Below are 24,913 nucleotides of genomic sequence, written 5' to 3' on the forward strand. Positions count from 1 at the left end.
ACAGCCAGTCGGCTGTGCTTTTTTTATTCATATTTCGGAATAAGCGCATCTGGTACGGCATCTTTTGCTCTTTCTTTTCTTGCCCAGTCAAAGAAGACAACAGCAAGAATAGAGCCGTACACAATTTCTTGGATAATTTTCATCAAAATGGCACCTAGCTGCTGATCCTCTAGCAGCGGCAAGGTGTGGAACATATCAGGGCCAGTGAGAGCAAGGCCTGCAAGCATATCACTTGGCACACATAAATGCAGTGCTTGTATCCATGCACCTGCATCAGAATAGGTTGCATAGATCGGTGCCTCACTAAACATGATGAGTGCACAGGCCGGAGTCATCAATATCCCGTCTGCCATGATATATCCAAGCTTCAAAATGCCTGTGATCTGCGGCAGACTTTGAACTTTATGGACAAGCGGCCACCACATGAAAAAGGCAGCGATAAAAATAACAACTGTCATCAATGCATGGTAAAACGGATCTGTTTTTACAAAATCAAACACAAGTGGAATGTGATACAGCGAAAACAAGCCGTTAAACCCAAGTAGTGCAATTAAAGGTTTGGAAAACAAACGGAAAATGGCTTGAATACCTGGTGTTTGAATGATCCGCTCCCAAATGGCTGCAGGCAATCCTGTAATAAGGAGAGGCGGGATGACTAAATAGAGCACCGCCATTTGCGCCATATGTGCACTAAACATAATATGCCCCATTAAATCAATTGGGCTCCCTTTCACAGCATATAACAGAACAAGCCCAGTCAGAAATAACGTTTTCTCTTTCACCGTCGCACGATGCTTCCCCTTTGTCACAAGAAGCAGATAAAGAGCAGCTGCTATCACAATACAAGTCAAATAATAAGGGCTCCATAATGCCCGAAATCCGAATATTTCTAAGTTCTCCATTGCTGCGCCTCCTTCAAGGGCAAAGCGGGTTTACCACCATATAATGGTCAAAAAGGCTAATACGGTAATAAACGCAACAAACACACCTGAGTATAGAAACAAGGCGGGTGTTTCATGCCCTTTTTGGTTCATGTGCATAAAATAATAAAGCTGAAAAGCTACCTGAATGCCTGCAAGCAGTAAAATAAATGGTACTGCGAACCAATTTCCAACGTCTTCTGAGGCGATCGTTAAAAACGCAACAAATGTTAATCCAATCATCAAGCCGAAAGAAATGAGCTGATGCTTCATTTCTTCGGCATTTTTCTTTTTACGATATACAAGGTCGACTTTGGACTGATTTGTGTTTTTATTTCCCATTCTTATCCCACCATTCCCATTAAATATACAACGGTAAAGATGAAGACCCACACAACATCAATGAAGTGCCAATAGAGACTTGCCACATAATATTTCGGAGCATTGTATAAATCGAGTCCGCGTCTCATATTTCGAATCATGAGAGCGGTAATCCAGCAAAGTCCGAAGGCGACGTGAGCTCCGTGAGTTCCTACAAGTGTATAGAAGGAAGAACCAAGAGCTGAGCTGGTAATCGTAAATTCATACGCATGCACGTAGTGATAAAACTCATAAATCTCAACCCCTAAAAATCCAGCACCTAAAAGGACCGTGATACCAAGCCAAAGCTGCATCTTTTTAAAGGCAAAGTTTTTCATATGATACATGGCATACACACTCGTTAAACTGCTCGTTAATAGAAGCATTGTGGCAATAAAGACAAGTGTGAGGTCAAACATATCAGTTGTTTTTGCTCCGCCTGCATTTGAGTTTTTCAGCGCCAAATACGTGGCGAAAAGCGATGCAAACAGAACGGTTTCTCCCCCAAGAAACAGCCAGAACCCGACAAACTTATTCTTCCCTTCTAACGTGGCTTTCTCAGGAGATGCCGGAAAGGTTTCCGCCGTCATTTTTTGTGGTTCCATTATGCTTTCACCCCTTTATCATCGTCGTCGGTCAAATCTTCTTTGTGAATATGGTATCCATGATCATCTTTCAGAGACCTAACCAGCATGGTCGCAAACGTAATGCCAAGACCAATGAAGATCACCGGAAGCCCCCAGCTGTGCTCTTGACGATACATGAAACCAAACGCTGACACAAATAGACCGAATGAGATAATGACAGGCAAAATGGAGTTATTCGGCATGTGAATATCATCGAGCGGTTCAGATGCTGTCATTCCTTTTTTACCATCCATTTTTTCAATCCATAATGGATCTAGTCCTCTCACAAGCGGAAGCTGTTTAAAGTTGTATTCTGGCGGAGGCGAAGACACTGCCCATTCAAGTGTTCTTCCATCTCCCCATGGATCGCTCGATACACGCTCCCCTTTTGCTGTTGTCCAGATGATGTTAATCAGCATGATCACAACAGCTACAAACATAAACAGCGCACCAATCGTACTGATCAAGTTCCCAAGCTCGAGACCCTGACCTGGCAGGAACGTAAAGACCCGGCGCGGCATGCCCCATAGACCGAGAAAATGCTGGATAAAGAAAGTTAAGTGGAAACCGATGAAAAACAGCACAAAGCCAATTTTTCCAAGTTTCTCATTCAGTATCTTTCCAAACATCTTCGGCCACCAGTAATGCACACCTGCTAAAATACCGAATACAACCCCGCCGATAATGACGTAATGGAAATGCGCCACAACAAAATACGTATCATGGAACTGATAATCCGCTGCAGCTGCCGCAAGCATGACCCCAGTTACCCCGCCAAGTAAGAACGACGGAATAAAGGCAACAGAATAAAGCATCGGCGTTGTAAACTTCACATTACCGCCCCATATCGTGAGCAGCCAGTTGAATACTTTAATTCCTGTTGGCACCGCAATTGCCATGGTCGCTACGGCAAAGATTGCATTGGCGATAGGTCCAAGCCCTGTTGTGAACATGTGATGCGCCCACACCATGAATCCAAGGAAACCAATCAATACAGTAGCGAACACCATGGACGAGTAGCCAAACAGTCTTTTTCTTGCAAACACTGGAATGATCTCAGAGAAGATTCCGAATGCCGGCAGGATCAAGATATATACTTCTGGGTGTCCGAAAATCCAGAACAAATGCTCCCAGATGATTGTATTTCCTCCTAGTTCTGGATTGAAAAAGCTCGTGTCAAACATTCTATCAAGCATCAGCATCGCAAGCCCTGCTGTCAGCGGCGGGAATGCGAATAAAATAAGTGCGGAGGCGACAAATGTCGTCCAAGTAAAGAGCGGCATTCTCATATACGTCATCCCAGGCGCTCTCATATTAATAATCGTTGCAAGAAAGTTAATCCCGGCAATCAGCGTACCAATACCCGCTATCTGCAAACCTAAAATATAGAAATCCATTCCATGCCCTTCTGAATTCAGCGTGAGCGAAGCGTATGCAGTCCAGCCTGCATCAGGTGCTCCGCCCATAAACCATCCAAGGTTTAAGAAAATTCCTCCGAAAAAGAATAACCAAAAACCAAGTGAATTCACAAACGGAAATGCTACGTCACGTGCACCAATTTGAATTGGTACAACCGCATTCATTAATGCAAATAACAGCGGCATAGCTGCAAGGAAAATCATTGTCGTTCCATGCATCGTCATGATTTCATTGTAAACCCCTGCACTGACAAAATCACTTTCAGGGATGGCTAGCTGAATACGGATAAACATCGCTTCGATTCCGCCAACCAAAAAGAAAAATCCCCCTGCCACTAAATATAATATGGCAATTTTTTTGTGGTCAACCGTTGTCAAGTAATCCCATAAGACAGCGCCAAACCCCCGCTTTTTAGCTATTGTACTCACCATGAAATCCCCCTCTTATCTCCCATTTGCCCCTTTTCATATAGATGTCTTTCTTAACGATCCTTTAAACAGACTATGTCTGACAGATGACGACTTCTCGGTTGTAGAGACATATTCGGGAGCTCTTAACAAAAACTTCACATCGATCACATACCCTCTTGCATATCTGCTCTAATTGTTACTCGATTTTAAGACCTTTTAAATACTCGTAAAGTGCATCTGCTTCTGAGTCATTTAATTTAGGGTACGTTCCTGTCATCTTATTCCCTGGTTTAAAGCTTTCTGGATCTTTCAGCCATGCTTTCACATTTTCTTTGTTCATGTCTTTGATTCCAGCTACTTTCGTCCGCTCTCCGAAGGTCGCAAGGTTTGGTGCTGTCCTTGCTGCTTCCGGCCGTTCGTCACCAGGCTCTACTGCGTGACAGCTTAAGCAGTTCTTCTCTTTAAATAGCTTTTCACCCTCTAAAGCGAGATCTTTTGTGGATTCAGGCTTCTTGTAATCAGCCATTTTTTTCGTCCATCCTAAGAACTCATCTTGAGAAAGCGTTTTAACTTTAAAGTCCATTAAAGCATGTGACGGTCCGCAAAGCTCCGCACATTTCCCGTAGAAATATTCCCCTGCATCTTTCGTTCGTTTCGAGTCAAAGATTAAATAAAATTTGTTCTCATTATCTGTGTTTGTATCAATTTTACCGCCAGCCGATGGGACCCAGAATGAGTGTTTGACATCGGATGCTTTTAGCTTAAAGTACACCTTTTGATCTGTTGGTACGATCAATTCCTGACTTGTGACAATCCCATAATCAGGGTATTCAAATTCCCACCAATATAAGCTGGCCCTTACATTCACAACAAGTGTCTTTTCAGGATCTCGTTTTTTCTTATCCATAGCGCTTGTATCCCCTAGTTCAAGCGTGTATGCCACAACAGGTACAACGAGAATAATGAGTAGAAGAATCGGAATCGCTGTCCATGTGATTTCCAAGTTTCGGTTCCCTTCCACCTGCTTTGGAATCGTATCTTCTCCCACTTTAGAACGTTTGAATTTAATGATGACGTAAAAGAAAATGATCGATACAACAATGACGACAAGAACCATAATAAGTGTACTCAGTACCGTTAGGAAAAACTGTTTATCTGCTACTTCCCCAACTGGCTTGAGTGTTGATAAGTATGGTTCACCACAGCCCGCCAAAACGAGCGTCAGTAAGAGAAACAGTGAATAAACACGCCATTTTCTTATCATAATTTGTCCCAACCCCTTTTGCTTGATCTCCTTTGCCTTTCGCTTTTTACCTCTTATTTATAAAATCACTTCTCACCCATCTATAACCCCCGCCTCTTATAAAAGCACTTACATTTCCTCTTTTCATAAAAAAATGATGTTTTTACTCAAAATACCATCTATGTATAAACAGAAAGCCGCCTAAATAGAACTGAATATCAGGCGGCTTTCATAGTTGTTAGAAAATGTTGTGTTATAAGATATAGCCATTGTTTTGATGTGATCAAAGTGTATTTCACTCTAGAATAGTGTAATAATAATCATCGCTACGAAAAAGATGGTTAAGTAATTTAATGAATAAACGAACATGAGCGTTGACCACTTCATGACGTCTTTCATTTTAAAGCCCATAAGGCCAATAACAAGCCATCCAATATTAAGCAGTGTACCAAGTGCAACAATCGGCCATCCTAATCCACCTAAGAAAAATGGAAGTGGAAGAAGACATGCTGTCCAAATGATGATTTGGCGTTTTGTGACTTCAAAGCCGTAAACAACTGGCAGCATTGGAATGCCCGCCTTACGGTAATCTTCTGTTTTCTTAATCGCAAGTGAAAGGAAGTGCGGGATTTGCCAAATGAACATAATCATAAACAAAACCCAAGCCGTTGTGTCGATTGTACCTGTGACAGCTGTCCAGCCGATTAATGGCGGAACCGCGCCAGATACACTTCCGATGACTGTATTGATGGTGTAATGGCGTTTAGACCACATAGTGTAAAGAACCGCATAAGTAAAGACCCCAATAAATCCAATCACTGCTGATGTAACGGTTGTCATCAGAAGCATAATGAGTCCTAATACAACAAGCAGAATACCAAATGCATACGCTTGCCCCGGCTGAATTTTACCTGTAACCGTCGGTCTTGTTTTTGTTCTTTCCATTAATATATCAATATCACGGTCAAACGCATTATTAATCGCGCATGAACCGGCAATAATAAGAGAAGAACCAATCATTGTTAACAGCACAATATCAAGATTTCCAAGAAAACTCATACCTGTAAAATAAAAAGCAAGCCACATTCCAGTAAATGTCGTAATGAAATTGGAATTGACGATGCCCATTTTAATCAGAGCAAGAAAATCTTTCCATGCTGTTGTTTCTTCTATTTGTCCATGAATAGCTGCTTCCGCGGCTGTTTTGGAATTTGCCAATGTGTATAACCTCCCTTGCCCAAACCTTCAAACGAACGAATGACACGTAAAATCATTACAACTCTATCATACAAGATAAACAGCTGTAAAAAAACATCCTATTAAATAATAAACGACAAACTTGAAGTTATTTGTGAACTTTTCGTGAATTTATTAGGATATATGTGTGTTTCAGAAGGCGGTGCAAAATGAAATATTCTCTCCTCTATTTCTATCAGACTGTCAAAGAAAGATCAAGCACTCTAAATCTGTAAACTTTGTGAACTAACATATCATTTTTTTGTGAACTTTGGTCATTATGAATTGCAACAGAACACGCATTTGGCTTAAACTTGAGAGCATGTGAGGTTTTCATTTACATCAGAAGTTTTTTAGAGAAGGTGAAATAATTTGATGAAATTTGCTTTAAGGCTATTGAGCGTGATCACAACGTTTGTGATGCTGATCGTACTGATTGGCGGTGCGCTTGTTACGAAAACCGGTTCGGGTCTTGGCTGCGGTAGACAGTGGCCCCTTTGCCACGGTCGTTTCTTTCCTGAAATGAACCCCGCTTCCATCATCGAATGGAGTCACCGCATGTCAACAGGGGTTTCCACCATTCTTGTTCTGGCACTAGCGGTCTTATGCTGGAAAAAAATTAGTCCAGTATTCCGTGAAACCAAATTTTTGGTCATCATGTCCATTATATTCTTAATGCTTCAAGCGCTGTTAGGAGCTCTTGCCGTTGTATTTGGTTCTAACGCACTTGTGATGGCACTGCACTTCGGTATTTCACTCATTTCATTTGCTTCAGTATTACTGCTTGCCCTTCTTGTCTTTGAAGCAACCAGATCTGAAACAAAGCTTGTGAAGCCGCTTCATATCGGCAAAAAGATGCAGTTCCATATTTATGGGTTGATCACGTATACGTATATCGTTGTCTATACGGGTGCTTATGTGAGACATACAAAGTCAAGCCTTGCTTGCTCTGTCTTCCCGTTTTGTTCAAAAGACGGTGCGCTTCCAACTTATTTTAATCAGTGGGTTCAAATGTCTCACCGAGCAGCAGCGCTTCTTTTATTCGTCTGGATATTTGTTGCTATGTTCCATGCCATGAAACATTATAAAGAACAGAAGCAGCTGTATTATGGATGGATCATCTCAGCCATTCTGATTACGCTTCAAGCCATTTCAGGTGTGATGTCTGTTTATTCTCAGCTTGCACTTGGTTACGCGCTGGCTCATTCATTCTTTATTTCTTGTTTGTTTGGGGTACTATGCTACTTCTGCTTACTTATTGCCCGGTTTAAATATGAAAGCAAAGAACCCTTTAAATAAGATTTGTATCCCCCTATCATGCCGAGAGGGGGATTTTTTTATTGTTGTTTTGCTTCTTCGAATAGTGAGATGGCTTTTTTGCGTCTTTCCCCGTGATCAACTGTTGGCAACGGGTATGTATCCCCTAGTACACAGCTCGATTTTAGTTGTTCATCGATCGGCATTTTACTTGGTTCATGAATCCATTTTTCATCGACATGCTTAAGCTCTGGTACATATCTTCTAATATATTCCCCGCTCGGATCAAATCTCTTTGACTGAGTCGTTGGGTTAAAAATACGGAAGTATGGAACGGCGTCTGTCCCAACAGAAGCTGCCCACTGAAATCCTCCGATATTCGAAGCCTCATCATAATCCACAAGCTTTTTTGCAAAATACGCTTCTCCCTTTCTCCAATCAATCAAATAGTCCTTTGTTAAAAATGAGGCGGTGACCATTCTTAAACGGTTATGCATCCAGCCTTCCTCATTTAACTGCCGCATCCCTGCATCAACGAGGGGAAAGCCTGTCTCACCTTTACACCATGCGTTAAACAGCGTCTCATCTTCATTCCATTTCATTCCTTGAAACGCCGAATTGATTTCTTTTTCTTTCATCTCTGGATAATGAGCATAAATCATATGGTAAAAATCTCGCCATGCCAGCTCTTTGATAAAGGTTTCACTGCCCTCGTCTTCAAACAGCACTTCCTCATGAACCGCATGAAAAATCGTTCGAATCGAAATGGCACCTGTTTTTAAGAAACGAGACAGCTTGCTCGTTCCAAAAACAGATGGAATATCCCGTTTCCCATGATAACGCGTTAGTCTTTTTTGGATAAAGTCATGCAGCGTGTTCATCGCTTTGTGTGAGCCGATTTGATCAAATTTCCTTGAGAATTTCTTGATCATGCTGCGTAGTTTGTCATTCCCTTCATGCGAAAGTGACTCATCACAAATCGTATGAGCGCTGCTGAGAAATGATTTGTCAACTTTTATCACAGGCTGCTTCTCTTGCTTTCGCCATGATTGATAGTATGGAGTAAACACTTGATAATGAGTGCCATCCGCTTTTAAAATATCATGCGCCCCGTGAAGGTGTGTATCTTGCCATTTTGACACATGAATGCCCATCTTTTCTAAAAAATCGGTTACGTGATGGTCACGCCTTTGTCCGATTCCCACTTGATCTTCATTAAAAAAGACCGCTTTGATGTCATACACATCGATAACTTGCTGAAAGGCACGCAAGACATCTCCATAGAGAAGGTGAACATACATTTGAGATTCTCTTGCTTCCTTGACGAAATGCGCCACGTTTTGAAAAAAATGTTCGTTGTTTAAATCGAGGTCCATTTCAGTAAAAAATGGATCTAGATGATAAAGAGCAAATAATTTGTACTCGTGTTTTTTTGCATATGTGATCGCTTTTGATAAGGCGATATGATCATCTAATCGCATATCCCGGCGAAACCAAATCACAACAATTTTGTCCAACCTTCTTCACCTCACTCTATAGTGTAATCACTCTCACTTGCTGCTGCACATTTTAATGCGCTCAAGAAAAAGACACATCACGGTGGATGTGTCTCACTTCTTATTCAGGCTTTAATACAATGAGCAGATCACCTGTTTGAATCGGTTCTCCATTCGTCACATGTATTTCATCTACGACCGCAGAAAATGGGGCTTGTACAGTCGTTTCCATTTTCATGGCTTCATTGATCATCAAATGCTCACCTTGTGAAATTTTTTGCCCTTTTTCCACGAGTACTTTAATGACAGTGCCTGGCATCGACGCGGCGATGTGATTTGGATTCGAGCGGTCCGCCTTCATTTTTTCTTGAACGGAGGATTTGATGCTTTCATCCTTAATCACCACTTCACGCGGCTGGCCATTTAACTCAAAGTAAAGAACTCTTGTGGCATCTGGATTCGGTTCGCCAATTGATACGAGTTTGACAATAAGGGTTTTTCCTTTTTCGATTTCTACCTCAATCTCTTCTCCAAGTCTCATCCCGTAGAAGAACGTTGGTGTATCAAGAACAGAGATGTCACCGTAGCTTTCTGCTGTTTGGACAAATTCAGAAAAGACTTTCGGATATAAGGCATACGCAATTGCGTCTTTCTCTGTTAATGTCAGGTCATGAGATTCTTTGAACTGCTTCTTAATGTCTTCAAAGTCCACTGGCTTCAGCTTCTCACCAGGTCTGACAGTAAGAGGCTCTTCCCCTTTTAAAATCAGCTTTTGCAGTTTTTCTGGGAATCCGCCATGCGGCTGGCCTAAATAGCCTTTAAATAATTCCACAACAGAATCCGGGAAGTCTAATGTTGCGCCTTTTTCATAGACATCTTCTTCTGTTAGATCATTTTGCACCATATAAAGTGCCATATCTCCAACTACTTTAGAAGATGGTGTTACCTTTACAATATCACCAAACATGTCATTCACACGTCTATACATTTCCTTTACTTCATTCCAGCGCTCACCAAGACCGACACCTTTCGCCTGCTGCTGCAAGTTACTATATTGACCGCCAGGCATTTCATGCTCATAAATTTCTGTATGAGGCGAATTCATGCCGCTTTCGAATTCATGATAGTATTTTCTGACGGAATCCCAGTATTGAGAAAGGCGTTCGACAGATTGGACGTTCATGTCTGGCTTTCTTTCATGTCCATCTAAAGCATAATAAAGTGAGCTTGCACTTGGCTGCGATGTGAGTCCTGCCATAGAGCTGACGGCAACATCCACAATATCAACACCTGCATCAATCGCCCTTGCATAGGTGAACAGTCCATTTCCACTCGTGTCATGCGTATGAAGATGGATAGGGATTGTAAGCTCATCTTTTAAAGCAGAGACTAGCTCATAGGCAGCCTGCGGTTTTAATAACCCCGCCATATCTTTAATACCTAAAATATGTGCGCCTGCAGATTCAAGCTCCTTCGCAAGAGATACATAGTATCCAAGATCATATTTGGGACGAGACGGATCAAGGATGTCCCCCGTATAACAAATGGCCGCCTCTGCCACTTTGCCTGATTCCCGAACAGAATCAATGGCAAGCGTCATGCCTTTGACCCAGTTTAAGCTGTCGAAAATACGGAACACGTCAATGCCTGCCTCGGCAGATTCTTTTACAAATGCTTTGATCACATTATCCGGATAGTTTGTATATCCGACAGCGTTTGATGATCTTAATAGCATTTGGAACAGTGTGTTTGGCACTTCTTGACGAAGCTCTTTCAATCGTTCCCACGGATCTTCTTTTAAGAAACGGTACGCGACATCAAATGTAGCCCCGCCCCACATTTCCATACTAAACAGCTCTGGCCATAAACCTGCTGTTGGCTGGGCAACTTTCTTTAAATCATGAGTTCTGAAGCGTGTCGCAAGCAGAGACTGATGCGCATCTCTAAAGGTTGTATCAGTTAAAAGGACGTTATTTTGTTCTTTCACCCAGTTGGCAAGTCCTTCAGGTCCATGCGTATCTAACAATTGTTTTGTCCCAGACGGGATCTCTTGATTGAGAGGAAGCTTCGGTACGTCTGGCTTGTCAAAATGAGGCTTCTTTTTCTCAGCAATACCAGGGAACCCATTAATGGTAACGTTACCAATATAAGTTAACATCTTCGTTCCGCGGTCTTTTTGCTTAGGAAAATTAAATAGCTCTGGCGTTGAGTCGATAAACGATGTATCGTATTCTCCTTTTAAGAACTTCTTATGCTTAGCTACGTTTTCAAGAAATGGGATGTTTGTTTTAATCCCACGAATCCTGAATTCTTGTAAATTTCGGACCATTTTAGCAGCCGCTTGATCAAATGTGAGCGCCCATGTGGACAGCTTGACCAATAGTGAATCGTAATAAGGTGTAATGACCGCACCTTGGAAACTGTTCCCTGTATCAAGACGTACACCAAATCCCCCACCTGAACGGTAGGCCATAATTTTTCCTGTGTCTGGCATAAAGTCATTGAGAGGATCTTCTGTTGTGACCCTTGATTGAATGGCAAAGCCGTGCGTAAAGATATCTTCCTGCTTTGGAATACCAACTTCTTTGCTGTGAAGGTTATGCCCCTTTGCAACAAGAATTTGGGTTTGGACGATATCAACACCTGTGATCATTTCTGTGATCGTGTGTTCTACCTGCACCCTTGGATTAACTTCAATAAAGTAAAACTCTCCATTTGCAACAAGGAATTCTACAGTCCCAGCATTAATGTACGATACATTCTGGGCCAGCTTGACAGCTGCTTCGCAAATGTCTTCACGCAATTGATCTGTTAGAGACACACTTGGCGCCACTTCAATGACCTTTTGATGCCGCCTTTGAACAGAGCAGTCACGCTCATATAAATGAATGATATTGCCGTGATTGTCACCAATCACCTGCACTTCAATATGTTTTGGATTCTCAATCAGCTTTTCAACGTATACTTCGTCATTTCCAAAAGCAGCTTTTGCCTCTGACTTCGCACGGTCATAGGCTTCCTTCAGCTCTTCTTTTGATCTGACAATCCGCATACCCCGGCCGCCGCCGCCTAGTGAAGCTTTAATAATAAACGGGTAACCGTATTCTTCACCGAATTTTTCGACTTCTTCGACCGAATCAACTGGTCCGTCACTTCCTGGAATGACTGGAATACCAGCTTTTTTCGCTTCTTCTCTAGCCTTTACTTTATCTCCAAACATATCTAAATGCTGAGAAGTTGGACCGATAAATTGAATGCCTTCCTCTTCGCATCGTCTTGCAAAATGAATGTTTTCGGATAAAAATCCGTAGCCTGGATGAATCGCATCCACGTCATTTCGTTTTGCAATTTCGATGATCCCCTCGATATCAAGGTAGGCATCAATCGGTTTCTTTCCTTCTCCAACTAGATATGCTTCATCTGCTTTATAGCGATGATAAGAGCCAGAGTCTTCTTTGGAATAAATGGCCACTGTACGTAAGTTGAGCTCCGTACAGGCCCTGAAGACTCTGATAGCGATTTCCCCTCTGTTTGCAACTAGAACCTTTTGAATTGTTCTCTGTGACATTCTCACTCCTCCATATCCCTTAAAATTTTATATGTACTCTATAATAAAGGAAGAAATGAAAACTGTACACTTTTGTTTTCTAAAGATTCAAAGTTTTCTGCAATCCATTTTTTTCAACCGATGGTTTGCTCATTGATTTTTTCTTTTTGTAACGCTCTTTATATTCAGTAAACATGCTGATATTCAGCAGCATGCCCATACAGATGCTAAGTAAAATGATGGACGATCCTCCGTAGCTGATAAACGGAAGTGTTACCCCAGTGATCGGAATAAGACCTGAAACACCGCCTAAATTGATACAAGTTTGGATCGCAATCATGGAGGAAATTCCTATTGCAAGCAAACTTCCAAACGGATCTTCACACTTTCTCGCAATATAAAAACCTTTCACGACGATGAAACCAAGAAGAGCGATAACGAAAAACACGCCGAAAAAACCAAGCTCTTCTGAGATAATTGCCATGATAAAGTCTGTGTGCGGTTCTGGAAGATACCCGTACTTTTGAACGCTTTCTCCTAGACCGAGTCCAAAAAAGCCGCCTGATCCAATGGCATAATATGAATTAATCAATTGATGCCCAGTAGCCCCTGCATCTTTAAATGGATCTTGGAAACTCTCAAAACGTCCGAGACGATTTTGCGTGAAAATTTTATCCCAAAAAAGAATAATAAATGGGGTCACAACGACCATTACTGCACTAAATAGCGCGAGCAGCTTCGCTAGCGTTTTGCCGCTAAAACCTGAGCATAAAATCATCGCAAGGGCAATCATGCCAATGATAAAGGCTGTCCCATAGTCTGGCTGCAAAATGATAAATCCGCATAGGATAGAGACAATCACGATCGGAGGCGTAACACCTCTTAAAATATGATCAATATAATGCTGCTTTTTGGCATACACCGCAGCAAGATAGATGATGACGACAATCTTCACAAATTCAGCTGGCTGAAGACTAAAAGGTCCTAATTTGATCCAGCTTCTTGCGTTCCCTGCAATATGACCGCCAAAATATACATAGATGAGGGAAAAAACTGAAAGCAGCAGCATACCAATCTGGAATTTCTTATTTGAAAACAGCTGATATGGAACTAATGCTGTAAAGATCAAGATGGCTGCTCCAACAATCATAAATAAGAGCTGTTTCTTAAAAAAGTTATCTGGCGCGGCATCGTATCTGATAACAGATGTAATCATACTTGAGCTATACACCATAACCAAACCGAATGCGCTGATTAAGATAATGGCGAACAATAATGAGTAGTCATACGATTTTAGCATTCTCTTTAACATATAATCCTCTTCCTAACGTCTGTTTCTACTGCTTGATATCTTCTTAGCTGTTCTTATTCTACTACATTTTCTCCGTTTGATCCCGTTTTACCTCTTTTATATTGTTCGTCATTCATGAAAGAATCAAGTCCGTTTGCCGTCAATCCATCAAAAGAAAATAGAGGACAAAAAAACTCAAACTTAGTTGTGGAAGTTTGAGTTTTCAATCGTTATTTTTTTGTGAACGCATCATGAAGTGCGGAAAGCTCTCTCTCAAGTTTATCGAGTAGTTTCTTACCTTCATGTTGATCAACTAATCCAAGCCGGACAGCGAAATCAATTTCTCTCGATAATCCGAACATTTGAGTATCTAAAACCTCTTCATAAAGAGGACATTGCGGCATCGTTAAGTTGTCCATTTGCACTTGGATCAATTTTAAAATTTTATCTGCATCCAATTTTAATAAAGCCAGTGCTTTTTGCCGATGATCGACTAAAATTTCTGACGCCAAAAGTATCCCTCCGTTCCCCAGGCGAGTACCTAATTCTTCTATTTATCATAAAGCGAAACGCCCAAAATTGCAAGCAGATTTGTACAGTTCGCTTTGTAAAAATAAAAAGAAGACATTCATCATTAAAAGATGCTCATCTCATATTTTTCACTCATGAGCTCAAGCAGCTTAATCCCAGCAATACTATTCCCTTTTTCATCCAGTGCAGGGCCAAAAATTCCGATCCCAAAATCATATGGAGCCGCTCCCATAATCCCGCCTGAAACACCGCTTTTAGCGGGTATGCCGATATTAATGGCAAACTCCCCGCTTGCATTGTACATGCCGCACGTCACCATAAAGGTTTTACAAATTCTAGCGACATCTTTTGAAAGAATTTGCTGCCCCGTCTCTGGATGTCTGCCATCTAATGAAAAAACACAAGCAATTTTCGCCAAATCTAAGCTGTTCATCATGATGGCACATTGTTTCGTATACACGTCCATGACCTCTTCTACGTTCCCTCTAATAATATGATATTGCTTCATATAATAGCACATAGCCCGGTTAATCATTGATGTCTCAAATTCGGATGCGGCTGTTTCCTTGCAGTATGTAATGCTTTTGTCATTTGCAAGCTCTCTAATAAAGCCAAGCAGGCGGTTTAGCTGATCTTGCGGCGTCGCGCCTCTTATTAAGCTTGTGACTGCAAGCGCTCCTGCATTAATCATTGGATTCAGCGGCTTATTCGGACTTGCTGTTTCCAGCTTAATCATTGAATTAAACGGGTCACCTGTAGGCTCTTGTCCAACAAATTGAAAAACTTTTTTTGGCCCTTCTTCTGAGAGTACGAGCGCAAGGGCTAATACTTTTGAAATACTTTGCAGGGTAAAGCGTTTATCTACATCTCCTGCCGAGTGGCAAGTATTACTCACATGATACACAGCCACAGATAAATCCGTCTGATCCGCTTTGGCGAGAGCGGGAATATAGGATGCTACTTTGCCATCTTTGGCCACTTTTTTTGCTTCTTCTACAAATCGCTGAAGCTCTTCATTGTCGCGACATGCCATGCCCAATATCCTCCCTATCTTTCATGTAAGATTAGTGTGTACAAGGAGATGCATGTTTATGAAAGTGACAAAGCAGGCGAAAACTTCTATAATTTATGGTGGAAAGGGGTTGTCTTGAACATGAGCATCATTCAAATTAAGGGGAACGTAAAGTACAAGATCACCATTGATCCAAGTGTATGGATTTTTGATGACCGTAAATTTTTAATGGATTCATTTTTTGAAAAAAGTACAGCAAACGAAGAAAGTCAGCTGGATCAGGAGCTTGACCAAGAGCGGGTGATCAGAGAAGGGCAAACACTTCCACCCACTTTAAAAACAGAGAAGAAGTATGAAAAGGAAAGACTCGTCACAGGCAGCTTCGGAATGAAGCTTGGTGATATGCTGAAAAATGCAGAACCGCTTGAACATGCAGACACATGCGAATTTGTCACAGATACAGGGACAATTGCTGTTCCGCTTTCTCAGGCAATGGAAAGCATTGCACACTTCAGCCAAAATGGGAAGCCTATGACTGAAGAAGGACCAATCCACGTTTATTTCGCGGATCAGTCCAACCTCACTCAGCCGATAAAAGGTGTCAAAGAGCTCATCATTACATAAGACAGAGGGTCTGGACTATAGCAAATCAGCTGCAAGCTGTGCAAGTCCAGACCTTTCTCCTTTGACAAGCTTGACATGTCCAGATATTTGCTGTCCTTTGAACCGCTCAATGACATACGTAAGCCCATTATTTAAGCTGTCTAAATAAGGATGATCGATCTGCTCTGGGTCTCCCATTAGCACAATTTTACTTCCCTCTCCGACTCGCGTTAATAATGTTTTCACCTCGTGTTTCGTTAAATTCTGCGCCTCATCAATGATAATAAATTGATCAGGGATACTTCTTCCGCGGATATACGTTAAAGCTTCCACTTGAATCGAACCAATTCCCGCCAAAATCGCATCAAGTTCACCAGGTTTTTTTGTATTAAATAAAAATTCTAAATTGTCATAGATCGGCTGCATCCATGGTCTGAGTTTCTCTTCCTTTTCACCTGGCAAGTAGCCTAAGTCCTTGCCGACAGGAACAATTGAACGGGCGACGATCAGTTTTTTAAACATGCCGAGATCCTCTGTCTGCATTAATCCAGCAGCCAGTGCAAGGAGTGTTTTACCAGTTCCCGCTTTTCCGATCAATGTCACGAGCGGAATATCACGGCGCAATAGTAGCTCTAGTGCCATCGTCTGCTGAACATTTTTCGGACGAATTCCCCAAACATGCTCTTGATCATAAACGAGCCGTTTCACATTCTCTGCTTTTTGATCAAGCATTCCTAAAGCAGAGCCGCCTTCATTCCCCTTCATAATGACAAACTGATGAGGGTTTAATGGTACACTCGTGACTTCTTTTATCGGCAATTGGCTTTGCTTATAAAATGTATTCAATTGCTCCGTCGGAATATAGAGCTCATGATAGCCGTTATCAATGTCTTCGTTTTGCAGCACACGGTCACTTAAGAAGTCTTCAGCTTGGAGGCCTATAGCATCTGCCTTTACCCGGACTAAGACATCTTTACTGACCAAAATAACTGGCCGTCCGTGAGGCTTTGTTTCTTCCTCTAAGCTTAAATTTTTCGCGACAGCCAATATCCGATTATCGTTCGTTTTTTCAATAAAAATTTCTTGAAGTTCATGGAAAGAGCGATGATTCAGCTCGATGCGCAGCGTTCCTTTTGACTCTAGCGTAATTTTTTCATGGAGTTTCCCTTTCGATCTCAAACCGTCGATTAAACGTGAGACGCGCCGAGCGTTTTGCCCAACCTCGTCCATGTATCTCTTTTTCGAGTCTACTTCTTCTAACACAACGGCCGGAATGACGACCTCGTTGTCTTCAAATGAAAAGATTGAATTCGGATCCTGTAATAACACATTTGTGTCTAATACATAAATTTTACTCAGGTCCTTCGCCTCCTGATCGGGGTTTCATTCATCCTTGTCTTTCCCAAAACGATTGTTAAAATATATGTTTTCATGAATAAAGTTAGAAGGTTAATTCAACAATAAAATAAATCATGCAGTTTGTGAAGGAGGGAATATAGATGCGACTATTTTTAACATTATTCATGATTCAAACGATTATTCTGTTAGGCGCTTGCCAGCAGCAGGAAAAGCCAGAGGCGCTGGACAAGCAAGATGGACGCCAGCACTTAGTACGGGTATCAGACTCATCGAAGAAAAAGACAAATCAAGCCCGCCCATCCACAGATGTTGCGCAGCATCTTGTCAATGTGACAGAGCACGTAGCAGATGTCAATGATGCAACGGCAATCGTCATCGGACGCTATGCTGTTGTTGGTATTGATGTAAAAGATGATTTAGATAGAAGCAAAGTAGAAACCATTAAATATTCAGTTGCAAAAGCGCTGAGAAATGACCCGGAAGGTGCAAATGCTGTTGTGGTTGCTGATCCGGATACAGTCAGCCGTTTAAAAGAAATGGGCAAAGAAATTCAAGCAGGCCGTCCTGTAAGCGGTATTATGGATGAACTAGCTGCCATTGTCGGCCGCGTGATGCCAGAGATGCCGAAAAATGAGATCGACCGTAACGAAAAGGATCCGACAAATGATCCGAATAATCAGCTCAAAGAACAAGATCAAAAGCAGTTAGAAAAAAATCAAAACGACCAATCAAATCATCATATGAATCAAAAGAAATGATGAGAACGGCTTATATCTCCTGTGATATAAGCCTTTTTCTACGCTGATTTTAAGTGGCTGGAAAACATGCTATAATAAATGCAATAAAGTGAGGTGAAAATGATGAGAGTGAAGTGCTCATTATGTGAAAAGCTTGAAACCATTGATGATGATACACTCGTTGCGAAACGGTTAAGAAACCGGCCAATTCATACATATATGTGCGATGACTGCCAAGAACGCATTAAAATAAAGACAGAAGCTCGCATCAAAACCGGCAGATTCTCTCTTTATCAGGATCCTGCGACAAAAGAGAAAAAGAAGAAAAAAGGAAAGAAAGAACAAAAGACATAAAAAAAGACCTGACACATGTTCAGGTCTTTTTTTACGTATTGACTGTTCCTTCTTTTTTCGCACGATGCAGCCGTATTTTATAAATAATCAAAATGGCAGCTGCCACAACAAGGCCTTCCGCTACTGGCAGGAAGATTCCTAGAAATGTGAGAAACGTGCAGCCAAAAATCAAAAACAAATAAATCACGAGCGCTTTTAAAATCGGTAAACGTCTTGCAAAGCCGAGCTTAAAAACAATAATCGCTAAAACAAGGATGGTGCCATATAGGAGCCACATCCCTGTTTGCGGATTTTCATCGACACGAAACAGCATCGCGAAAAAGGATAGATTTTCACTTACTTCCTGATCATTCAAAAAGATTCCCTCCCCTTATCTTTCAGGGTTCTATCTTTTTAATTCTTCATGGAATTAAGATAATCCTGCTAGCTTTTTCTTCTTCGCTGCTTTCTCACGTTCGTTTTTGTCTAAAATTTTCTTTCTAAGACGAATGGATTCAGGTGTAACCTCACAGTATTCGTCTTCATTCAAGTACTCAAGAGATTCCTCAAGTGACATAATACGAGGTTTTTTCATGCTAACCGTTTGATCTTTCGTCGCTGAACGTACGTTTGTTTGTTGTTTCATACGGCTTACGTTCACAACAAGGTCGTTCTCACGGTTATGCTCCCCAACAATCATGCCTTGGTATACTTCAGTACCTGGCTCAACGAAGATCACACCGCGCTCTTCAACACCTTGGATTCCGTAAGCAGTCGCTTTACCTGTTTCCATTGAAACAAGTACACCTTGACGGCGTCCGCCGACTTGACCAGACTGCATTGGCTGGTAGCTGTCAAACGTATGGTTCAAAATACCAAAACCACGAGTTAATGAAAGAAATTCAGTTGTATATCCAATTAAACCACGTGATGGCACTGTAAAGATCAGGCGAACTTGACCGTTACCATTGTTGATCATGTCAATCATTTCACCTTTTCTTGCACCCATTGATTCCATAACAGAGCCAGTATGCTCTTCTGGTACATCAATTTGAACGCGCTCAACAGGCTCACATCGAACACCATCAACTTCTTTTACAATAACTTCTGGCTTCGATACTTGTAATTCAAATCCTTCACGTCTCATATTCTCAATGAGAATGGATAAGTGAAGTTCTCCGCGTCCAGAAACAACCCAAGCATCAGGTGAATCAGTTGGGTCCACACGAAGACTGACGTCTGTTTGAAGCTGCTGCTCTAAACGCTCTTCGATTTTACGTGATGTCACGTATTTTCCTTCACGGCCTGCAAATGGGCTGTTGTTTACAACAAACGTCATTTGAAGTGTCGGCTCATCAATACGAAGGATTGGAAGTGCCTCTTGGTGTTCTACCGGACAAACCGTTTCACCTACGTTGATGTCTTCCATTCCAGATACAGCGACAAGATCTCCCGCTTTCGCTTCGTTGATTTCCACTCGTTTTAACCCTTGGAAACCAAAGATCTTTGTTACACGGAATTGTTTCACAGTGCCGTCGACTTTCATCAAGGCTACCTGCTGTCCTACTTGCATTGTTCCTCTGAATACACGGCCAATTCCAATTCTGCCAACATAATCATTGTAATCAAGTAGCGCCACTTGGAATTGAAGCGGCTCTTCATGGTTATCAACCGGGCAAGGAATATGGTTCACAATAGCTTCAAACAAGGATTCCATGTTTTCATCTTGTTTGCTCGCATCGTTACTTGCTGTACCATTGATTGCTGATGCATAGACAACTGGGAACTCAAGCTGTTCTTCTGTTGCATCCAATTCAATGAACAAGTCAATCACTTCATCGACTACTTCAGCCGGACGAGCAAAGTCGCGGTCAATTTTATTGACGACAACGATTGGTGTTAAGTTTTGCTCAAGTGCTTTTTTCAGCACAAAGCGTGTTTGAGGCATACAGCCTTCATAAGCATCCACAACGAGGAGTACACCATCTACCATTTTCATGATACGCTCAACTTCACCACCGAAATCGGCGTGTCCTGGTGTATCTAAAATATTAATGCGTGTATCTTTATAATTTATCGCAGTATTTTTAGCTAAAATCGTAATACCGCGCTCTCGCTCTAAATCATTTGAATCCATGGCTCTCTCAGCGATATTTTCATTCGCACGGAAAGTACCAGCTTGATGGAGCAATTGGTCAACAAGCGTCGTTTTACCATGGTCAACGTGGGCAATAATTGCGATGTTGCGAAGGTCTTTTCGAAGTTTCACATTTTCATCTCCTAAAATAATTAGATAACTTTCATATTATATCACAATCCCCTTTAAATGCCGATCGTTTTTCTGTAAACTTATATTAACTCTAAAAAAAGGGATGGGGACATTATGAAACAAATCAAATGGCTTCTATTATTATGTGCATTACTTGCAGTTGTCAGTATGGCGTTTATTGGGGTAACTCTTGCAGAAAAAAACATACTGGGCATATGTCTAAGCATTGTATTCGCCATGATTTTCATGGGTACAGGATTTACATTAAAAAGAAAATTAAACGTGCAATCATAAAATTAGGTAAAAGCCTTTTACATTCTATATGTAGAAGGCTTTTTATTTTGAGTAAAAACAAGACAAATCACCTATGAAAGCTTGCGTCACATACAAAAACATCTATTGAGAATTGACAAAAGTAAGCAATCTGAACCTCTCCATAATTCGACAAGAACTTTTATAGTTCTCCAAAATCAAACAGAAAGTTACAATTTTCCTATTCTTCCACAAAGTTTCTCATGGTATGCTGTTCTTGCAACAAAATTTAACAGAAAAGGGAGAGAAAAGAAGCATGAAGAAGTTTTTGAGCAAATCGCTCAGCTCTGTTGTATTTTTCGCTTTAGCTATTATTCTTACTTTCACAACAGTAGCTCCTGGGCAAGCAAGCGCTGCAACTTTCAAAGGCATTCCTTTTGAACAGCAGCAAATCATTAAAGAATTATTGGAGAAAAACGAGCGTGTCATCAACATTCTCATCAATTCATTTGTTGAGGAAGACAACAACTACACATTTGATGTGAAAAAAGCTGTTGAGCTCGGACTAACTGAAGAAGAAGCGGCGACTGCTGAGAAATTCTTAGATCGCGCAGCTGTTCTTACAATCGTTTTCAGTGAAAGCATCACTAAAAACGAAAAAGGGAAATTGGTTTTTGATGCAGCAAAAGCTGTTGAACTTGGTCTTACAAAAGAAGAAGCGGCTAAATTCGAAAAGCTTTTCAAATCAGTGATCAGAATTGCTGATCTTGCTGGTGATGCCCTTGTTCTAGACAAAAAAGGAAACGTTGTGATTGATTCAAAAATCGCAAAAGGTCTTGGATTCAGCTCTACTGAATTACTTGTTTTCAACCAAATGCTTAAGAAAATTCCTCAAGAGCAATTAAAAACGTTTTATGATGCAGTTCAAATTGCGAAAGAAAAATTAAGCTAAGCTCAGAAAAACCCCCACCTGGTTTATCCAGATGGGGGTTTTTTATTTCAGCCAATAAAGAATGATCATCATGGCGTATCCTATACCAAATGCGATACTTGCTCGATATAACAGCTTGCCATAGTAGCGCTTTTCAAATTTTCTTCTTTCTTCCTTTTCATCTATATATGGCATGAGATCAGGAGTTTGTATAAGGGTTATTGGCTCTTTCATTTCGTGATAAAGGTGTTGGCAGCTCTCGCAGGATTGTAAGTGCTCTGCAACAATTTTATTTGTTTCTGCACTTGTGTCTCCCTCTATATAAAGTGGTAACAATTCTTCAATCAAATAACAGCTCATTTATTGAACTCCTCACAATGTAGCATTCGCTTCAGCTCTAATCTGGCTCGATGAAGGGTTGTTTTGACTTTAGATAAAGTCCAATTTAAAATTTCAGCTACTTCTTCATATGACAATTCTTGAATATCTCTTAAAATGAGGACCTCCCGGTAGGAATCCTTCAGCTGATAAATATGATGCCACAGCCTTTCTATATCAGCTTGTTTTTCAATGTGATCTTCTGGTGTCGTGAACGACTGCTGCTCTAAGAAATCCATTTCCTCTACGTTCGTAAAAGTCCATTTTACTTTTCGGCGATAATCATTCACAAATGTGTGATACGCAATGGTATAAAGCCATGTTTTTATACTTGAATGTCCCTTAAAGGAGGACAACCCATGCAGAGCCTTCATAAATACGTCCTGCGCAAGGTCCTTGGCCGTTTCCATATTTCCCGTCCGGCGATATAAATATTTGGTGATTTCCTGAAAATATTCTTCATAGATTTTTTCAATTTGGTCGGCTGGTCTGGACATCAAAAATAAAACCACACAGTCATCCAAATCGATAAAACGATAAAAAAGAAGTATAACGAGTAAATAAACCCTTTCATACGTTTTAACTCGTCATAGTCATTATGGCTTTCCATCGGCGCTGAAGACTGCTTTCTTCCCGCGGCCACATGCTGAAATTGCTGTTCGTGTGCCTTCATCCAGCTAGCTGCCTCGCCTCCCAGATCCCCTTCTTGATACAGTTCATATAAGTCTTGAAAGATGGCTTGTTTTTCTTTATCTGTCAAAACGATGCACCTCTTTTGTTCGTCCATTCACTTCATAGATTTTATGCTCATTTGATCCGAAGGTTTGTATGATGACAAGCCATGAAATGTCGATGTTCCCTTCTTTGTCGATCATTCTCACAGGTTTTATTTGCTTTTTATAGATCGTATATGGTTTATACCTTTTAAGTACTTGCTGATAGACGTCCTCCCGATCTTGATTAGAAACTACGTGCGGGATAGAAGAAGCTGATTGCGATTGCACTCTCAACTCAATTCCATCATCCCCTTTAAATAAATTGACGACATGAGAGGAGTGGTTAAATGTATATTGTTTGCTTTCACTAGTGCCTGTTTCTTTTCTTATGTCTTTTGGCGTTTTCCCTATGATCTTTAACAAATCTTTATCGCTGATGTTCCCTTTTTTCTGTTGAAGAATCGCTTTTGACAGCTTAAAGCTGATAACTTCTTTTGATGAGCCATTAAACACAAACTCCGATTGATCTTTTGTTGTGACCCTCACTTCATGCTGCCAATCATAATAAAAATCATCAATGCCTGTGATTTGATATACTGGCGTCTTTAGATTTAAATTTTGATAAATACTGTTGATCCTGTTTTTTATATCCATTTTTGTTAAATGAATTCCGTCTATATCCTTTAATTGAAAGATGGCGTTTTCGTATTGCGCTTGTCGAAGCGTCCCTTTTTTCCAGGTGGCAGACGCTAAACTGTCCTCTTCATTCTGAGACATTTTTGGCAGAAGTAGAACGTCCGTCTCTCCGTCCTCTTTTTGTACAGTCAATTGAATGCGATTGAGATCTATTGACCTTCCGCTTCTTTCGAAAAATTCAATGGTCTTTTGCCTATATTCTTTATCGGTCAGTTCCTTTCCCTCTACACGACCTCGATAAGAATATTCGCTTAATTCACCTGTAAACGGAGAAATATTCACTTCATACTGATCATCTGCAAACACGTAATGATAAGGGATAGGCTGATGACTAGCATTTAAATACAGCGATTGATTCTCCGGTACAAACTTTGAAGCAAATACTTTTGCACTTGCTGCTGATAAAGGGCGATATTCTTCCGAGAAAGTATCTACCAGTTCCGTTTTGGTGAATTGGAACATGGTATGAGGGATATTGATAATCGGATTGAGTAATAGCAGAAAAAAGACAGCTATACAACCAGCGCCCCACTGCCTTAATCTCACCTTGTCCCGCAGTAAAGCAGATAACAAATAAATCGTCATAAAGCTTCCTGCTGCTGCAGCTAAAATGACAATCGATTTAAATGTAGATTGAAGTTCATACTTCGAAATAGAAGGATAAAAAATATAAAGCAGGGCTGCGAAAATTAGGCCATAGAACAACAGCAATTCCTTCCACTTCCAGTGCCAAAACAAGCGAAAGAAAAGATGCAGTACTAAAGCAGCAAAGCCAGCCATAACCAAAATGGTGATCAGATCTCTCCATACTAGCCCCATATCACCGCTAAGAAAGAACTTTTTGCTTTCAGCAAACACAATAAACACGGTTTGACATAAAGGCAGAAGTAATACAGATAAATCAAAAGCAAAAAACATGCCTTTATTTTTTAAATAAGGAAGAGTAATCACATAGTACAGTGATGCAAGCAAAACATACCCATAAATGAGAAATTGCATGAAATCTGTCAGCACTTCAAATGTTTCGATCGTATACTGTCTAGCTAGGACTTGGTGGATCATTTCAACTGTCATTCCGCCAAGCAGAACAACTCTTAATACGATTCCAGCATAAAATACATAACCACTCTTCTTTTCTTTCCATAGCGGAAGTGTCATGAAAAGAACAAATAGTCCAAGTACACACCATTGAATGATGCGGATACTATACTCATTTAAAATAAAATACCTTTCAAAATGGAGCGATAAATCACTAAACAAATCCAACATTGATACACAATCCTTTACATAA

Annotated in this window: 24 protein-coding genes; 6 read left to right on the forward strand and 18 right to left on the reverse strand. The window is 40.9% G+C overall.

Annotated features, from left to right (window positions below; genetic code table 11):
- Window positions 1–23: 23 nt before the first annotated feature.
- From ctaG to cyoE, 6 genes are all read right to left on the reverse strand, one after another.
- Window positions 24–902, reverse strand: coding sequence for a cytochrome c oxidase assembly factor CtaG (gene ctaG / locus QSJ46_RS11265; protein ID WP_047201765.1), 879 nt, complete (start codon window positions 900–902; stop codon window positions 24–26).
- Between the two features lie 30 nt (window positions 903–932).
- Window positions 933–1,262 carry a cytochrome c oxidase subunit IVB gene (ctaF, locus tag QSJ46_RS11270; RefSeq protein WP_024426910.1) on the reverse strand — a complete coding sequence of 110 codons (330 nt, stop codon included), beginning with the start codon at window positions 1,260–1,262 and terminating at the stop codon, window positions 933–935.
- 2 nt (window positions 1,263–1,264) lie between these two features.
- Window positions 1,265–1,885 carry a cytochrome c oxidase subunit III gene (gene ctaE / locus QSJ46_RS11275; RefSeq protein ID WP_024424780.1) on the reverse strand — a complete coding sequence of 207 codons (621 nt, stop codon included), beginning with the start codon at window positions 1,883–1,885 and terminating at the stop codon, window positions 1,265–1,267.
- A complete protein-coding gene (gene ctaD, locus QSJ46_RS11280) occupies window positions 1,885–3,756 on the reverse strand; it encodes a cytochrome c oxidase subunit I (protein WP_034281664.1) in 1,872 nt (623 codons plus the stop codon). Before ctaD ends, ctaE begins: the two co-directional genes overlap by 1 nt.
- Window positions 3,757–3,931: 175 nt before the next feature.
- On the reverse strand, window positions 3,932–4,999 hold the full coding sequence (coxB, locus tag QSJ46_RS11285) for a cytochrome c oxidase subunit II (protein WP_107163606.1): 1,068 nt from the start codon (window positions 4,997–4,999) through the stop codon (window positions 3,932–3,934).
- Window positions 5,000–5,278: 279 nt separating this feature from the next.
- Window positions 5,279–6,196, reverse strand: coding sequence for a heme o synthase (gene cyoE / locus QSJ46_RS11290; protein WP_047201764.1), 918 nt, complete (start codon window positions 6,194–6,196; stop codon window positions 5,279–5,281).
- Between the two features lie 393 nt (window positions 6,197–6,589).
- Between cyoE and QSJ46_RS11295 the strand changes: the two genes are divergently transcribed.
- Window positions 6,590–7,513 carry a COX15/CtaA family protein gene (locus QSJ46_RS11295; protein ID WP_041084950.1) on the forward strand — a complete coding sequence of 308 codons (924 nt, stop codon included), beginning with the start codon at window positions 6,590–6,592 and terminating at the stop codon, window positions 7,511–7,513.
- A gap of 38 nt (window positions 7,514–7,551) precedes the next feature.
- On the opposite strand, the gene QSJ46_RS11300 is transcribed toward QSJ46_RS11295, so the two are convergent.
- The 5 genes from QSJ46_RS11300 to glsA all read right to left on the reverse strand — a co-directional run bounded on the left by QSJ46_RS11300 (window position 7,552) and on the right by glsA (window position 15,369).
- Window positions 7,552–8,988 carry a cryptochrome/photolyase family protein gene (locus tag QSJ46_RS11300; protein WP_285604724.1) on the reverse strand — a complete coding sequence of 479 codons (1,437 nt, stop codon included), beginning with the start codon at window positions 8,986–8,988 and terminating at the stop codon, window positions 7,552–7,554.
- 100 nt (window positions 8,989–9,088) lie between these two features.
- Window positions 9,089–12,535 carry a pyruvate carboxylase gene (gene pyc, locus QSJ46_RS11305; RefSeq protein WP_047201763.1) on the reverse strand — a complete coding sequence of 1,149 codons (3,447 nt, stop codon included), beginning with the start codon at window positions 12,533–12,535 and terminating at the stop codon, window positions 9,089–9,091.
- A gap of 79 nt (window positions 12,536–12,614) precedes the next feature.
- Window positions 12,615–13,826 (reverse strand): putative lipid II flippase FtsW, encoded by a 1,212-nt coding sequence (gene ftsW / locus QSJ46_RS11310; RefSeq protein WP_039178273.1) that lies wholly within the window; start codon window positions 13,824–13,826, stop codon window positions 12,615–12,617.
- A 209-nt stretch (window positions 13,827–14,035) separates the two neighbouring features.
- On the reverse strand, window positions 14,036–14,317 hold the full coding sequence (locus QSJ46_RS11315) for an Fpa/YlaN family protein (RefSeq protein WP_003212509.1): 282 nt from the start codon (window positions 14,315–14,317) through the stop codon (window positions 14,036–14,038).
- Window positions 14,318–14,439: 122 nt separating this feature from the next.
- Window positions 14,440–15,369 (reverse strand): glutaminase A, encoded by a 930-nt coding sequence (gene glsA / locus QSJ46_RS11320; protein ID WP_034281651.1) that lies wholly within the window; start codon window positions 15,367–15,369, stop codon window positions 14,440–14,442.
- 120 nt (window positions 15,370–15,489) lie between these two features.
- On the opposite strand from glsA, the gene QSJ46_RS11325 reads away from it, so the two are divergent.
- Window positions 15,490–15,972 (forward strand): hypothetical protein, encoded by a 483-nt coding sequence (locus QSJ46_RS11325; protein WP_047201826.1) that lies wholly within the window; start codon window positions 15,490–15,492, stop codon window positions 15,970–15,972.
- Between the two features lie 15 nt (window positions 15,973–15,987).
- Here the strand turns inward: QSJ46_RS11325 and QSJ46_RS11330 are convergent, their stop codons facing one another.
- The gene (locus tag QSJ46_RS11330) at window positions 15,988–17,310 is read right to left on the reverse strand and encodes a PhoH family protein (protein WP_107163604.1); all 1,323 of its coding nucleotides are present in this window, start codon (window positions 17,308–17,310) and stop codon (window positions 15,988–15,990) included.
- A gap of 140 nt (window positions 17,311–17,450) precedes the next feature.
- On the opposite strand from QSJ46_RS11330, the gene QSJ46_RS11335 reads away from it, so the two are divergent.
- Together QSJ46_RS11335 and QSJ46_RS11340 are read left to right on the forward strand one after the other, a co-directional pair.
- A complete protein-coding gene (locus QSJ46_RS11335; protein WP_107163603.1) occupies window positions 17,451–18,068 on the forward strand; it encodes a YhcN/YlaJ family sporulation lipoprotein in 618 nt (205 codons plus the stop codon).
- A gap of 102 nt (window positions 18,069–18,170) precedes the next feature.
- Window positions 18,171–18,401 carry a YlaI family protein gene (locus QSJ46_RS11340; protein ID WP_024424769.1) on the forward strand — a complete coding sequence of 77 codons (231 nt, stop codon included), beginning with the start codon at window positions 18,171–18,173 and terminating at the stop codon, window positions 18,399–18,401.
- A gap of 31 nt (window positions 18,402–18,432) precedes the next feature.
- On the opposite strand, the gene QSJ46_RS11345 is transcribed toward QSJ46_RS11340, so the two are convergent.
- Together QSJ46_RS11345 and typA are read right to left on the reverse strand one after the other, a co-directional pair.
- Complete coding sequence (locus QSJ46_RS11345) at window positions 18,433–18,714, reverse strand: YlaH-like family protein (RefSeq protein WP_044334035.1); 282 nt, start codon at window positions 18,712–18,714, stop codon at window positions 18,433–18,435.
- A 96-nt stretch (window positions 18,715–18,810) separates the two neighbouring features.
- Window positions 18,811–20,649: a translational GTPase TypA gene (gene typA / locus QSJ46_RS11350; RefSeq protein ID WP_024424768.1), complete on the reverse strand. Its 1,839-nt coding sequence runs from the start codon at window positions 20,647–20,649 to the stop codon at window positions 18,811–18,813.
- A gap of 114 nt (window positions 20,650–20,763) precedes the next feature.
- Here typA and QSJ46_RS11355 point away from each other — a divergent pair, with 114 nt between their 5' ends.
- Together QSJ46_RS11355 and QSJ46_RS11360 are read left to right on the forward strand one after the other, a co-directional pair.
- Window positions 20,764–20,943, forward strand: a complete 180-nt coding sequence (locus QSJ46_RS11355) for a DUF5325 family protein (protein ID WP_024426900.1) — start codon at window positions 20,764–20,766, stop codon at window positions 20,941–20,943.
- A 274-nt stretch (window positions 20,944–21,217) separates the two neighbouring features.
- Window positions 21,218–21,853: a hypothetical protein gene (locus QSJ46_RS11360; RefSeq protein WP_024424766.1), complete on the forward strand. Its 636-nt coding sequence runs from the start codon at window positions 21,218–21,220 to the stop codon at window positions 21,851–21,853.
- Window positions 21,854–21,895: 42 nt separating this feature from the next.
- On the opposite strand, the gene QSJ46_RS11365 is transcribed toward QSJ46_RS11360, so the two are convergent.
- From QSJ46_RS11365 to QSJ46_RS11380, 4 genes are read right to left on the reverse strand one after another with little or no spacing between them, the layout of a single operon-like run.
- Entirely contained in the window at window positions 21,896–22,192 is a 297-nt protein-coding gene (locus QSJ46_RS11365) for an anti-sigma factor family protein (protein ID WP_047203711.1), read from the reverse strand.
- Complete coding sequence (locus QSJ46_RS11370; RefSeq protein WP_212039786.1) at window positions 22,189–22,707, reverse strand: sigma-70 family RNA polymerase sigma factor; 519 nt, start codon at window positions 22,705–22,707, stop codon at window positions 22,189–22,191. The genes QSJ46_RS11365 and QSJ46_RS11370 overlap by 4 nt, the downstream gene beginning before the upstream one ends.
- Window positions 22,707–22,970, reverse strand: a complete 264-nt coding sequence (locus QSJ46_RS11375) for a hypothetical protein (RefSeq protein ID WP_107163600.1) — start codon at window positions 22,968–22,970, stop codon at window positions 22,707–22,709. The genes QSJ46_RS11370 and QSJ46_RS11375 overlap by 1 nt, the downstream gene beginning before the upstream one ends.
- Window positions 22,960–24,891: a DMT family transporter gene (locus QSJ46_RS11380; protein WP_285604725.1), complete on the reverse strand. Its 1,932-nt coding sequence runs from the start codon at window positions 24,889–24,891 to the stop codon at window positions 22,960–22,962. The genes QSJ46_RS11375 and QSJ46_RS11380 overlap by 11 nt, the downstream gene beginning before the upstream one ends.
- Window positions 24,892–24,913: the final 22 nt, after the last annotated feature.

Origin of the sequence: Bacillus sp. YKCMOAS1, from assembly GCF_030268125.1 — a bacterium.
GTDB lineage: Bacteria > Bacillota > Bacilli > Bacillales > Bacillaceae > Bacillus > Bacillus safensis.

Bases quoted from the DNA above. Each gene is read 5' to 3' on its own strand.
- ctaG (WP_047201765.1), bottom strand. From the start codon at position 902: ATGGAGAACTTAGAAATATTCGGATTTCGGGCATTATGGAGCCCTTAT.
- ctaF (WP_024426910.1), bottom strand. From the start codon at position 1,262: ATGGGAAATAAAAACACAAATCAGTCCAAAGTCGACCTTGTATATCGT.
- ctaE (WP_024424780.1), bottom strand. From the start codon at position 1,885: ATGGAACCACAAAAAATGACGGCGGAAACCTTTCCGGCATCTCCTGAG.
- ctaD (WP_034281664.1), bottom strand. From the start codon at position 3,756: ATGGTGAGTACAATAGCTAAAAAGCGGGGGTTTGGCGCTGTCTTATGG.
- coxB (WP_107163606.1), bottom strand. From the start codon at position 4,999: ATGATAAGAAAATGGCGTGTTTATTCACTGTTTCTCTTACTGACGCTC.
- QSJ46_RS11295 (WP_041084950.1), top strand. From the start codon at position 6,590: ATGAAATTTGCTTTAAGGCTATTGAGCGTGATCACAACGTTTGTGATG.
- pyc (WP_047201763.1), bottom strand. From the start codon at position 12,535: ATGTCACAGAGAACAATTCAAAAGGTTCTAGTTGCAAACAGAGGGGAA.
- ftsW (WP_039178273.1), bottom strand. From the start codon at position 13,826: ATGTTAAAGAGAATGCTAAAATCGTATGACTACTCATTATTGTTCGCC.
- glsA (WP_034281651.1), bottom strand. From the start codon at position 15,369: ATGGCATGTCGCGACAATGAAGAGCTTCAGCGATTTGTAGAAGAAGCA.
- QSJ46_RS11325 (WP_047201826.1), top strand. From the start codon at position 15,490: ATGAGCATCATTCAAATTAAGGGGAACGTAAAGTACAAGATCACCATT.
- QSJ46_RS11335 (WP_107163603.1), top strand. From the start codon at position 17,451: ATGCGACTATTTTTAACATTATTCATGATTCAAACGATTATTCTGTTA.
- QSJ46_RS11340 (WP_024424769.1), top strand. From the start codon at position 18,171: ATGAGAGTGAAGTGCTCATTATGTGAAAAGCTTGAAACCATTGATGAT.
- QSJ46_RS11345 (WP_044334035.1), bottom strand. From the start codon at position 18,714: ATGCTGTTTCGTGTCGATGAAAATCCGCAAACAGGGATGTGGCTCCTA.
- QSJ46_RS11355 (WP_024426900.1), top strand. From the start codon at position 20,764: ATGAAACAAATCAAATGGCTTCTATTATTATGTGCATTACTTGCAGTT.
- QSJ46_RS11360 (WP_024424766.1), top strand. From the start codon at position 21,218: ATGAAGAAGTTTTTGAGCAAATCGCTCAGCTCTGTTGTATTTTTCGCT.
- QSJ46_RS11365 (WP_047203711.1), bottom strand. From the start codon at position 22,192: ATGAGCTGTTATTTGATTGAAGAATTGTTACCACTTTATATAGAGGGA.
- QSJ46_RS11370 (WP_212039786.1), bottom strand. From the start codon at position 22,707: ATGTCCAGACCAGCCGACCAAATTGAAAAAATCTATGAAGAATATTTT.
- QSJ46_RS11380 (WP_285604725.1), bottom strand. From the start codon at position 24,891: ATGTTGGATTTGTTTAGTGATTTATCGCTCCATTTTGAAAGGTATTTT.